Raw genomic sequence first — 11,323 nt, forward strand, 5'->3', positions numbered from 1 at the left:
GCTTTGTTGCGCTGTTCAACGCGCAGCAGCTTACGGCCTTCAGGTGCCAGGGTCATGAGGAACTCCATAATTCAGGTGGCGCGGACGCACCACGATGATTCGGTTCCTCCCCGCTCTGTATTGGACCTGAGAGTTTCCGCGTCCCTGCCTTGCGGCTGGACGCTTGCACCGACGGTGAGTCCGGTTGCCCGGGCTGCTTTCCAGAGTTGCCTTGCCGCGGCGGTACATGGGCCTGAGAGATTCCTGGGGAGGATTTGCTCCTACGGCGCCTGCTGAAACGTACCGGCAGGGCTCTCCCGCCGCAGATCATAAGCGTGTGCCGCCTTCCGGTGACACGTCTCACATGGTATCCGGTGCCTGTGCGGCACGCAAAGGGCACGTGAGCATTCGTGAAGCTAAATCCTGCGGTAACTAAGGTCGAAGATCATGCGCCCGGCCTCGTGGGCCTTGTTTTCGAAGCTGGTGCGGATGCGGCCATCGAAGCGCGGAGCCCATCCGCCTACGTGGTCCACTCCCTCGTTGGGGCCGGTGTGCTCGGTGCTGACCGGTGCCCGGCCTTCCTTGACGGGGGCCCCGCCCACCATGGATTCGACTCCGGATTCCCACACTTGGGTGAGGGGGCTGTCCGCGCCGGCCCGCTCGCCGTCGTGCAGGTTTTCAAACTCGGTTGAGCCGGCCAGGACCTCGCGGACGTGGACGGCGTAGTTGGACCAGTCGGTGGCGATCCGCCACAGGCCACCCTTCTTGAGGGACCGCGCAGCGAGTTCGGCGAACGCGGGCTGGATGAGGCGGCGTTTGTGGTGCCGGGACTTGTGCCAGGGGTCGGGGAAGAAGACCCAGAGCTCGCTCACCGAACCGGCAGGAAGCATGGTAGCCAGGACCTCGGGCGCGTTGGCTTCGACCACCCGGACGTTGCTGAGCCCGCGGCTGTTGATCTTGATCATGGTGTTGGCCAGGCCCGGGGTGTAGACCTCCACGGCGAGGAAGTCCTTGTCCGGGTTCTCCTCCGCAGCGTGGCATACGGCGTCGCCGAGTCCCGAACCGATTTCAACGATCAGCGGTGCCTTGCGCCCGAACTCCGCTTCGGCGTCGAACACGTAGTCCGGGTGCACCGAGGTGTTGGCGACATGCCGCGGAACCTGGATGGCCCAGCGGTCCGAGTGCTCTTCCCACGCTGCCTGGCGGCGGCCCTGGAGGCGCGTCCCGCGGCGCACGAAACTGACCGGCCGGCCGCCGTAGGTGCCGAAGGAGGCCTGGCTCCCTGGGGTCACGGGGCGCGAAGACTGCGGTGTTTCAGGGGATTCTGGGGTTTCACTCATCCCCTCCAGAATACCGTTGCAGGACCAAACGCCCGCGGCGGAACCTGCGCACGCTCCCGTCACGAGGCGCCCGCCCACGGGGGTGACTGCCAGAATGGGTTGGTGACCCCCGCTTCAAGCGCCCCCAAGAACACCAAGCCACACTCCGGCGTCGCCGAGATACTTGTCGACGCCGAGATCGACGAGCTCCCCGCCGCCGAGCCCACCCAGGTCAAGACGCGCGGCGGACTCGTCTTCCTGGGGATCTGCCTGGTGCTCATCGGGCTGAACCTGCGGACGGTCTTCTCGAGCTTTTCGGCTGTCCTTCCGGAAGTCACCGCCGACGCCGGTCTGCCGGGCTGGGCGGTGGTTGTCCTCACCACCGTGCCGGTGACCTTGCTGGGTGTCTTCGCTCCGCTGGCGCCCATCCTGGCCCGCCGTTTCGGTGCCGAGAGGGTGCTGCTCGGCGCGATGGCCGTGCTGACAGCGGGGCTGCTGATCCGACCCGTGGACCTCGCCGGAGCGGGGCACTTGCCCGCACTGCTCACCGGAACCGCGGCGTGCGGCGCCGCGATCGCCCTGTGCAACGTGCTGCTGCCCGGCGTGGTCAAGCGCGACTTCCCGCATCGGCTCGGACTCATGGGCGGTCTGTATACGACGGCGATTTGCGCGTCTGCCGCGCTTGGTGCCGGTTTCACCTACCCCGTCTTCACGGCGGCCGGGCACTGGACCTCGGCGCTGTGGTTCTGGGCGCTGCCCGCCGCCGTCGTACTTTTGCTTTTCCTACCGCTGGCGATCCGCCAGCACCCCGTCCGCCACAACGCGGCCGACGGCGGTGCGAACGTCTGGCGTTCCGCCGTCGCCTGGCAGGTCACCATCTTCATGGCGTTGCAGGCGATGATGTCCTTCAGCGTGTTCGCCTGGTTGGCGCCGATCCTGCGTGACCGCGGGATCGACGGCGGTACGGCCGGCTTGATCGTGTCGGTGTCGATTGTCCTGCAGATGCTTGGTTCGTTCGTTGCTCCGGGGCTAGCGGCCCGGTTCAAGGACCAGCGCGTCATCAACACCGTGGTGGCGCTCATGACCGGGGGTGGCTTCGCCTTGAGCATTTTCGGCCCCACGGACCTGATCTGGGTGTGGACCGGACTGTTGGGCCTTGGCCAGGGGAGCCTCACGGCCGTGGCGTTGACCATGATCATGCTGCGTACCCGCGATTCGCACACCGCCGCGCACCTTTCGGGCATGATGCAGGGCGTCGGCTATGGCTTGGGCTCCACGGGAACGCTGATGGTCGGCCAGTTGCACCAAGCGACCGGTGGCTTCGCCGCAGCCGGCATCCTGTTCCTCGTGGTGGGGTCCCTGGCGGCCTTCTTCGGGTTCCGCGCCGGTCGGAACCGCTACGTCGGCTAGCCCGACTGACTCGCAGTTGTTGTCGTTTTCAGGGCTCAAAACGACGTTAACTGCGAGTCAGTTGGGTCCGAAAGGGGGAGGTTAGTGCGTCAGGTCCTTGCCCTTGGTTTCCGGGATCATGAAGGCGAACGCGATACCGATGGCCAACAGGATCACGGCGTAGACGTTGAACATGTTGGCCTGGCCGATGCTGCCGAGCCACGTCTGCAGGTACGGGGCCGTCCCGCCGAAGACCGCAACGCAGATGGAGTACGGGACGCCGACGCCGACGGTGCGGATCTTGGTCGGGAACAGTTCGGCGTACACGGCCGGGACAATCGAGGCGCTGCCGGCAATGAAAAACAACATCACGGACATCGAAACGGCAAGCTGCCAAGGGGAGTCCTTCAGGAGCCACGTCATGGGGAAGTGCAGCAACGCCGCCCCGGCGGAACTCACGATCAGCACGGGCTTGCGGCCGATGCGGTCGGACAGCTTGCCCCAGAACGGCAGCGACGCGATGAACGCGACGTTGCCGATGACGCCGGACCACAAGGCTGCGCCACGATCCATCTTGAGGCTGCTGGCCGCGTAGCTCGGCGCCACGACGCCCCAGATGTAGTAGACAACGGTGAGGCCGACGGTCAGCCCGATAACCTGCAGGGCCTGCTTGCGGTATTTGACGATCTGCGGCCACATGGGCTCGCGCTTTTCCTTCGGAGCTTCGGCTTGGAACGCCTCGGTCTCCTTCATTTTGGCTCGCATGACCAAGGCGTAGATGCCCAGGGCACCTCCCACCAGGAACGGGATGCGCCAGCCCCAGGCGTTCATGTCGGCCTTGCTCAGCACACCGGTCAGGATGGCGCCCAGCAGGGTCCCGGCGAGGATGCCCGCGGTGCCGGAGGTGTAGATGAGGGTCGCCCAGAAGCCGCGCTTTTCCTTGGGCGCCATTTCGGACAAATACGTTTGCGACGACGGCAGCTCGCCACCGTGGGCGAGGCCCTGGATGAGGCGGGCCACCAGGAGCATGACGGATGCCAGGGCCCCAACGGCCTGGAATGTCGGGGCGATACCGATCAACAGGCTGCCGACAGCCGCGAGGCCGACGGCGATGGTCATGGACGTCTTGCGGCCGATCCGGTCGCCGATCCAGCCGAAGACGAAGCCGCCGAACGGCCGGGCCACGAATCCGACGGCGAAGATCGCCAAGGTGGAGAGGACCGCGGACGTGGGGTCGGCGCTGCTGAAGAGCGCGCTGGCGATGAAGGGCGAGAACGTGGCGTAAATGGCCCAGTCGTACCATTCGACGGCGTTGCCGATGCCGGTGCCGATGAGGGTTCGCAGATGGGACTTGTGAACCTGGGCTGTGGCTGAAGCGCCTACGGTTGCGGTCATGTCTTGCTCCAAGGTCTGGGGGTGGTTAGTTGCCGGCGGCGAGGGTGGCGATACGGGAGACCGCGAGCTCTGCGTAGAGCGCCGCACCATCGGACAGGACGCCGTCGTCGAACGTGGCGTAGGGAGAGTGGTTGAACGGTGAGGTGGTGTGGTCCACGCCCCGCGGCACGGCGCTGAGGCCCACGAAGGTTCCCGGAACTTCGGCCAGGACCCTGGAGAAATCCTCCGAGCCACTGATCGGCGTGGCCCAGCGGGAGAGCCGGGAATCGCCGAACATTCCAGATATGACACCCTCTGCGGTGTGCGTCTCGTCCTCGTCAGTGACGGTCATGGGGTATTCGCCGCGGTAGTCGACGTCCACGTCAAGGCCGTGCGCGGAGGCAATGCCCTTGAGGAGCTGCGGAATCGCAGTCATCATCCGCTTGCGGGAGGCTTCCGAGAATGTGCGGATGGTGGCTTCGAAACGCGCGGATTCGGGGATGACGTTGCGCTTGGTACCTGCCTGAAGCACGCCCACGGTCAGGACTACGGGATCGAACATGTTGAACTGCCGGGTGATCATGACCTGCAGCGCCGTCACCATTTCCGCGGCCGCGGTCACGGGGTCCTTGGCCGAATGCGGCGCCGAGCCATGGCCGCCGGCGCCCAGGACCGTGACGAAGAGTCCGTCCGAGGCGCTCATCATCACGCCAGCTTTGGTGCAGAACTGGCCGTGAGGTTCCAGTGAGGAGAAGACGTGCATGCCGTAGGCGGCGTCAACACGGCGGCCTGCGGCGTCCAGGACGCCTTCGCGGATCATGTGGCCCGCGCCGTCGAAGCCTTCCTCGCCGGGCTGGAACATGAGGACGACGTCGCCGGCCAATTGATCGCGCCGCTCGGCCAAGAGGGTTGCGGCTCCGGCGAGCATGGACGTGTGGAGGTCGTGGCCGCAGGCGTGCATGGCGCCGTCGATCTTCGAGGAGAACTCGACGCCGGTGCGCTCCTGGACGGGGAGTCCGTCCATGTCGGCACGGAGCAACACAGCCGGCTTCTGCGCTGAGGCGTGCGCCGCCCCGCCCCGCAGGACTGCGGTGACCGACGTCGTGCTCTCGCCAAGGGTGATTTCGTACGGGAGTCCGTCGAGCGCCTTGAGCACCTTTTCCTGGGTGCGCGGGAGGTCCAGGCCGATTTCCGGTTCCTGGTGGAGCTCGTGGCGGAACCGGGCGATTTCTCCCTGCATCTCTTGGGCGTCTGCGGCGATCGACATCTGTTCTCCTGTTTCCTGAACGATTGGTAGGTATCCATAGCCATTGTGGAGTGACTAGCCTCACAATCTTCCAAAGCCCTGTAAAAATTCAGGAACATGCCAGAATTAACAAGAATCACGCATCGACGAGGAGAGGATCGCTGATGGAACTCAGTGAGGAGGACCTCCGGCTGATCAATGCCCTCCAGATCTCGCCGCGGATCAGTTGGTCCGACGCCGCGGAGGTCCTGGGCGTCCATGCCACCACGTTGGCCTCCCGATGGGACCGCCTGCGGGAATCCGGAGCCGCTTGGACCACGGCGCACCTCATGGGCGACCCCAAGCATGCCTGCCTTGCCCTGTTGGACGTGGACTGCGAAATGCACCTCAGGCCAGAGGTAACGGCCGCGCTCGCGGCAATTCCGGAGATCATCACGGTCGAGGAGGCCGCCAGCAACCGTGACCTCATGCTGACCGTGATCACCCAGGACCTCGGTGAGTTCAGCAGCCGGCTATTGCCCCAGCTCAAGGAAATCCGGGGGCTCACCAAATACCGGACCTCGCTCTGCACCCGGATCCACACGAGCGGCTATGCGTGGCGGCTCAACGTCCTGAGCCGGGCGGAGCAGCAGGCCCTGCGCGCCCTCGCCGGGCCGGAAGCGCTCAATCCGTCCGCCCCTTACGCGCAGGTCACCCCGTTGCCGGCGAGCCATATGGAGCTCTTTCCCTTCCTCGCCCGGGACGGACGGGCTTCGGCCGCGGAAATCGCACGCGCACTGGGGCGGCACCCTGCAACGGTGCAACGGCAGCTCGGCCGGGTGCTCGCGAGCCGGATGCTGTCCTTCCGTTGCGAAATCGCCCAGCAATTCTCCGGCTATCCCATGACGTGCCAGTGGTTCGCGAATGTCCCAGCAGGCCAGCACGAGGCCGCGGCCGCCGAGTTGCGGGCCGTGAGGAACGTCAGGTTCACGGCCTCCACCACCGGCAGCACCAACTTTGTGATCATCATGTGGCTGCGCTCGCTGGCCGAGGTCATGGAGATGGAACTCGCCATCCAGCAACGCATTCCCGGGATCGAACTCGTCGAAAGCGTCGTGATGCTCAGCACGGCCAAGCGGGTCGGCTGGATGCTGAACCCGGACTCGACGGCGACCGGCGCCGTCGTGCCGACCGCCGCCGTCGGCTTGGCTTAGAGGCCGGCGTTGTAGACGTCTAGTCCGAAGCGGTTCAGCCCAGGGGTGCCTGCGTAGCCGAGATACGGGAGGCCGAAGGTGTCTTCAATGCTGGCCAGCAGACTGTAGTGGTTGTACGGCGTGGTGGACCAGGTGCCGCCCTTGGTGAAGGGGGAGATGACCAAAGCGCCCACCCGGCCGCCGCCCTGTCCGACAATCCCGGGAAGCGGGGAGTTGGGCCCGGGGCCCTCGCCGCAACACGCGGAAGCGTCTGATTGGGGGCTGTCGGATTCGTCGAAGGTGATCACCAGGACGCCGTCCTGGCGGAAGGCGGGAGACGAGGTGATCAGCGGAACGTACTGCTTTAGCCAGGCATCGGCGCTGGTCAGGCCGCCGGGCTGTCCGTCAACGCAGGGGGAGTCGTGTCCGTCATGGCAAAGGTTCGGCGTGATCATGGACAGGTTGGGCGTGGTGGAGACCGAAGCGAGATCGGTCTTCAGGGCTCCGAGGTCCACGTTGTTCTTCGCACAGTCCGGCGATCCCGTGATCCCCGCGAAGTAGACAAAGGGGTTGTGGCGGGCCGCGTACTGGTCCCCGACCCTTGCTTTCTGGGTGTCATCGGGTGCGCCGAGGGCCGGGTGGCGGCACGGCGTGCCCATGTCCTCCATGTAGCCCTTCCAGGTCTTCCCGGCTGCCGTCAACTGGCCCGCCACCGTGGGCACATCGGCGGGGAAAACGCAGCCGTCCCCAACGGCCTGGCCGGGATCTGCTGTTCCGGTCTTCGCGAACGGGGAGTACGTCTGGCAATCGGCCTGCATCTGCGGGTTGGGTCCTTGACCGGAAATCTGGGCGACGTAGTTCGGCTGCGAGTTGTGTGCCGTGCCGAAATACTGGTTCAGCAGGACGCCTTGGTTGCGCAGTGTGGTGGAAAGGTACGGTGCCGCCGAACCCGGTCCCCATGTGGTGTCGTACCCCTTGTTCTCGAGGTTGATCACGAACACGTGCTTGGCTCCCGGGAGGTACCCGGAGCTCTGGACGGTTTGGGGTTCGCTCGCTTGTGCCTCGGTCTGCTGCAATCCGAAGGCGATGCAGGAGGCGCCCAGCAGGACGACCAGCAGCGCAGCGAATCCGAGCCGCATCTTGGAAATGGCGAAGTTCTTGAAGGTCATGGCAGGGTCCATCCGTCCGCAAGTGCTTTCTGTTTCAGGCCGGCCCACTCTTCCTCCGCCGGCGGCCCGACAGGCGAGCAGGCCGGTCCGGCGGCATAAGGCGGCACGAGGTACGTGGGAGCGGTCAAATTGGGTGCTGATTGGAAATCAAGCACTTCGGCGATGTTGCGCGCGGCATTGTCTCGAGGCGTCAGGGCTTGAAGCCCCCAGCGCCACTCGATGGCCTTCAGGATTGAGGTGTGGTCGTAGGTATCATGCGCCACGTATTGCCTGCGGGCGCGCGGAGAAATGACCATGGACGGGACGCGGAAGCCGCGCCGGGCGGTATCCGGATTGCTGTCCGGTGCCGTTTCCGGTGGCACGTGGTCGTAGAACCCGCCCCATTCGTCGTAGTTGACCACCAGCATGGTGTTCGCCCAGTTGGGGCTTTTGGTCACGGCGTTGTAGACCTCCGCCAGGAAGAGCTCGCCCGAGCGGATGTCGGCGTGCGGGTGGTCGTCGCCGGAGGTTCCGCTGGACTCATCCGTGAAGCGCGGATCCACGAAGGACACCGAGGGCAGCTTGCCGGAACTGCAGTCGCTGAGGAACTCGGCGTAGGGCCTGGAGATGCCGAGGTACTTTGTTCCCCAGAGGGCGGTAAAGGGAACGTCGCCGTAGTAGTACTTTCCCTGAACGCCGGCGGCTGCCAAGCGGTCCCAGATCGTGGGCAGGGTGCTGGTGACGGTCGAGTTATGGAGCCTGTCCGTGGCAGCAGAGTGCTGGTAGAAGCGGTTCGGATACGTTTCGGCGAGGGTGGCTGCGAAATAGCGGTCGCAGACGGTCCAGTCGGGACCCGCTTGGCGCCAGAAGTCGAGGTCGCTCGAATCGTAGTATCCCACGGCGAATTCATCGTTCTCGCCTGCCCGCAGCCAGCCGTCGTTCTTGCCGTTGTTGAACTGGATCCTGCCGCCCTCGTAGGAATGGTCAGGGTCCGGATGCCCACAGCCCTGGAAATCCGTCAGGTGGTGGGTTGTATGCGGAATGCCGTAGCGGTCAACGAACGTCAGTCCGGCCTGTTTTCCGTCCGCGCCAGGCATCCAGCCAAGGAAATGGTCGAACGAGCGGTTTTCCATCATCACCACGATGATGTGGTCGATGCCTGAGGAACCGGGCTGTGGGAGTGCGGTTGCGGCGGGCACGGTCCTCACAGTGGCGCCGCTGACAAGCGTCGCAGCCGTGGCAGATCCGGCAACGGACAGGAAGTTGCGTCTTGTGAAGTTCACGCCAAGCAGTGCATCACGGAATGATTACGGGAACAACCGATAGTCGGCTATTTAGTACAGAGTTTGCCCAGAGTTAATTTCAGGTGAATATTAATCACTTGAATGGATTTTGAAGGTGGCCCCAAACTCGTTTGGGCTTCTAGGCTGGGATGATGACAAGCCACGACGCAACAGCCGGCATATTGCAACGCCCCTATCTCCTGGCGACGGCGGGTGCCTGTGCGTTGGTCTTCCTGGCAGCGTTCGAATCCATGGCCGTCACTACCATCATGCCGCTCGTGAGCCGCGATCTGGACGGTGCCGGACTCTATGCGTTGGCCTTCGCCGGTCCGCTCGCCACGGGCGTGATCGGCATGGTGGCCGCAGGAAACTGGGCGGACAGGCGTGGGCCGGCCGCCCCGCTGTACGCATCCGTTGCGCTGTTCGCGGCCGGGCTGCTCATCGCCGGTACCGCGCTTTCAATGCAGATGCTCGTGGTCGGCAGGCTGGTCCAAGGCCTCGGCGGAGGCGCCATGACCGTGGCGCTGTATGTGGTGATCGCCCGGGTCTACCCCGCCAGGTTGCATGCCCAAGTCTTTGCCGCGTTCTCGGCGGCCTGGGTCATTCCCTCGATGATCGGTCCCTTCGCCGCCGGCGTGGTTGCCGAGTTGAGCAGTTGGCACTGGGTGTTCCTCGGGGTCGTGGGTTTGGTGGTTCCGGCCTTGGCAATGATCCTTCCCGCCATGCGGGGGGTGCGGTCCACGCCGGACGCGCGGGAGGCGGGCTCCTCGGAGCCAGGCTCCCCCAAGGCGGGCGCCGGAGAGGCGAAGCCTGGAGGCGCCGATGTTCCCTGGGCCTTCGGCCGCATGGGGTGGGCCGCGCTCGCCGCCCTTGCGGTTCTCGGCCTGAACCTCTCCGGACAGCTGCCCGGCGTCGGATGGGTGATTGCCGCCGTCGCGCTCGTCATCGCCATGCTGGCAGTGCGGCCGCTGGTCCCGCGCGGCACGCTCGGCGCGCACCGCGGATTGCCAAGCGTCATCCTCATGCGCGGAGTTGCCTCAGCAGCCTTCTTCGGTACCGAGGTTTACGTGCCGTACCTCCTCACGGAGCGGTACTCGTTCTCCCCGGCATTCGCCGGACTTGCGCTGACGGGATCGGCGATTGCCTGGGCAGCGGCGTCCGCGGTCCAGGGCCGCATGGGTTCCCGGCTCGGCAACGCCCTTGCAGTCAAGATCGGGTCTGCGCTGGTGCTCGGTTCGGTGGTCATCGTCCTCGTGACCACGGTGCTCGCGTGGCCCGCCGGAGTGGCGATTGCGGGCTGGCTGTTCGCGGGCGCCGGGATGGGCCTGATGTACCCGCGGTTGAGTGTCATGACCCTGGCGCTCTCCAAGCCCGAGGATCAAGGCTTCAACAGTTCTGCGATGTCCATCTCCGATTCCCTCGGCGGCGCCCTCTCGCTCGCCGTGACGGGTCTCGTCTTCAGCGCGCTGACGACGACGGCGGGTTCCTTCGCGGGGGTGTTCGTCCTGACGTCGGCCATCGCCGTCGTCGGGCTCGTCATTGCGCCACGGGTCGCGGCCCGGCGGCCTTCTGGTGCTGAACATGCGGTGGACGCCGAGGCGCACCGCGCAGCCGAAGCGGACGACGTGCGGGCCTAGGACGTGTGAGCCCCGGATGTCCGGGTGGCCCGGAGCACGCTGTCGATGGTGGTGGCGTGTTGGCCGTCAGGGCCCGTCACCGCGCGTTCGCGGGAATCGGCAACGTTGATCCGCCACGTCCCCGGACCGTTTGTGAGCGCCTCGACCAAGTCCTCGGGAGTGAAGAACTTGTCTTTCATGTCCTTGTGCCCGCTCCACGGAGTCAGGCCATCCGGATGATGCCCGACAACCAACAAAGCGCCGCCGGGAGCCACGGCCGCCGCAGCCGAGGCCAGGAAATCGCGCCACGGAAGAAGCGGAGAATGCAGGAATTGGGAGGACACCAGATCGAAGCCCGCTTCCGGGTGCCACGAGCCGAAATTCCGTTGCAGCCACGTGATCCGGTCCGGTAGCCCGACGTCGACGGCATGGGCTTCTGCCCGTTCAAGCGCGACGGCGGAGACGTCCACCGCGGTCACCGTCCAGCCATGCTGGGCGAGCCAGATGGCGTCCGCACCCTCCCCGCAGCCGAGATCCAGGGCGGTGCCGGGAGCCAGTCCCTTGGCTTCCGCGATGAGCTGCGGATTGGGATTCCCGCTCCACCTCTTCGCCTTCTCCCGGTAGACCTCGTCCCAAAACTGCGCCGGGTCGGCGTCCTGGTCAGGGTTGCTGTGAAGGTGGGCTCCGCTGTCGTGGATTTCGCTGTGAAGGTGGGCTCCGCCGTCGTGCTGGTGCGTCATGGCTCAAGCCTGCCCTGACGTGCGCCGCGAGGCAACGCCTGTCCCCACCCAACTGAC

The 11,323-nt window shown here is 65.6% G+C and carries 9 protein-coding genes and 1 riboswitch; of the genes, 3 read left to right on the forward strand and 6 right to left on the reverse strand.

Annotated features, from left to right (window positions below; translation table 11 throughout):
- Positions 1-210 precede the first annotated feature (210 nt).
- A riboswitch (glycine riboswitch) is annotated at positions 211-309 on the reverse strand.
- A gap of 86 nt (positions 310-395) precedes the next feature.
- On the reverse strand, positions 396-1,319 hold the full coding sequence (gene trmB / locus QRN51_RS22030; RefSeq protein WP_284991880.1) for a tRNA (guanosine(46)-N7)-methyltransferase TrmB: 924 nt from the start codon (positions 1,317-1,319) through the stop codon (positions 396-398).
- A gap of 102 nt (positions 1,320-1,421) precedes the next feature.
- On the opposite strand from trmB, the gene QRN51_RS22035 reads away from it, so the two are divergent.
- On the forward strand, positions 1,422-2,708 hold the full coding sequence (locus tag QRN51_RS22035; protein WP_370872233.1) for an MFS transporter: 1,287 nt from the start codon (positions 1,422-1,424) through the stop codon (positions 2,706-2,708).
- Between the two features lie 81 nt (positions 2,709-2,789).
- Here the strand turns inward: QRN51_RS22035 and QRN51_RS22040 are convergent, their stop codons facing one another.
- Complete coding sequence (locus QRN51_RS22040; RefSeq protein ID WP_284991882.1) at positions 2,790-4,082, reverse strand: MFS transporter; 1,293 nt, start codon at positions 4,080-4,082, stop codon at positions 2,790-2,792.
- Positions 4,083-4,107: 25 nt separating this feature from the next.
- The gene (locus tag QRN51_RS22045) at positions 4,108-5,328 is read right to left on the reverse strand and encodes a M20 metallopeptidase family protein (protein ID WP_284991884.1); all 1,221 of its coding nucleotides are present in this window, start codon (positions 5,326-5,328) and stop codon (positions 4,108-4,110) included.
- A gap of 143 nt (positions 5,329-5,471) precedes the next feature.
- Between QRN51_RS22045 and QRN51_RS22050 the strand changes: the two genes are divergently transcribed.
- On the forward strand, positions 5,472-6,500 hold the full coding sequence (locus QRN51_RS22050) for an Lrp/AsnC family transcriptional regulator (protein ID WP_284991885.1): 1,029 nt from the start codon (positions 5,472-5,474) through the stop codon (positions 6,498-6,500).
- Here QRN51_RS22050 and QRN51_RS22055 read toward each other — a convergent pair.
- Together QRN51_RS22055 and QRN51_RS22060 are read right to left on the reverse strand one after the other, a co-directional pair.
- The gene (locus QRN51_RS22055; protein WP_284991886.1) at positions 6,497-7,648 is read right to left on the reverse strand and encodes an alkaline phosphatase family protein; all 1,152 of its coding nucleotides are present in this window, start codon (positions 7,646-7,648) and stop codon (positions 6,497-6,499) included. The genes QRN51_RS22050 and QRN51_RS22055 overlap by 4 nt on opposite strands.
- The gene (locus tag QRN51_RS22060; RefSeq protein WP_284991887.1) at positions 7,645-8,910 is read right to left on the reverse strand and encodes an alkaline phosphatase family protein; all 1,266 of its coding nucleotides are present in this window, start codon (positions 8,908-8,910) and stop codon (positions 7,645-7,647) included. The genes QRN51_RS22055 and QRN51_RS22060 overlap by 4 nt, the downstream gene beginning before the upstream one ends.
- 152 nt (positions 8,911-9,062) lie before the next feature.
- On the opposite strand from QRN51_RS22060, the gene QRN51_RS22065 reads away from it, so the two are divergent.
- Entirely contained in the window at positions 9,063-10,547 is a 1,485-nt protein-coding gene (locus tag QRN51_RS22065) for an MFS transporter (RefSeq protein ID WP_284991888.1), read from the forward strand.
- On the opposite strand, the gene QRN51_RS22070 is transcribed toward QRN51_RS22065, so the two are convergent.
- On the reverse strand, positions 10,544-11,266 hold the full coding sequence (locus QRN51_RS22070; RefSeq protein WP_284991889.1) for an SAM-dependent methyltransferase: 723 nt from the start codon (positions 11,264-11,266) through the stop codon (positions 10,544-10,546). The two genes, QRN51_RS22065 and QRN51_RS22070, sit on opposite strands and share 4 nt — an antisense overlap.
- Positions 11,267-11,323: the final 57 nt, after the last annotated feature.

Source organism: Arthrobacter sp. efr-133-TYG-120, assembly GCF_030209785.1.
Lineage (GTDB): Bacteria > Actinomycetota > Actinomycetes > Actinomycetales > Micrococcaceae > Arthrobacter.

Bases quoted from the DNA above. Each gene is read 5' to 3' on its own strand.
- QRN51_RS22065 (WP_284991888.1), top strand. From the start codon at position 9,063: ATGACAAGCCACGACGCAACAGCCGGCATATTGCAACGCCCCTATCTC.
- trmB (WP_284991880.1), bottom strand. From the start codon at position 1,319: ATGAGTGAAACCCCAGAATCCCCTGAAACACCGCAGTCTTCGCGCCCC.
- QRN51_RS22040 (WP_284991882.1), bottom strand. From the start codon at position 4,082: ATGACCGCAACCGTAGGCGCTTCAGCCACAGCCCAGGTTCACAAGTCC.
- QRN51_RS22050 (WP_284991885.1), top strand. From the start codon at position 5,472: ATGGAACTCAGTGAGGAGGACCTCCGGCTGATCAATGCCCTCCAGATC.
- QRN51_RS22045 (WP_284991884.1), bottom strand. From the start codon at position 5,328: ATGTCGATCGCCGCAGACGCCCAAGAGATGCAGGGAGAAATCGCCCGG.
- QRN51_RS22055 (WP_284991886.1), bottom strand. From the start codon at position 7,648: ATGACCTTCAAGAACTTCGCCATTTCCAAGATGCGGCTCGGATTCGCT.
- QRN51_RS22070 (WP_284991889.1), bottom strand. From the start codon at position 11,266: ATGACGCACCAGCACGACGGCGGAGCCCACCTTCACAGCGAAATCCAC.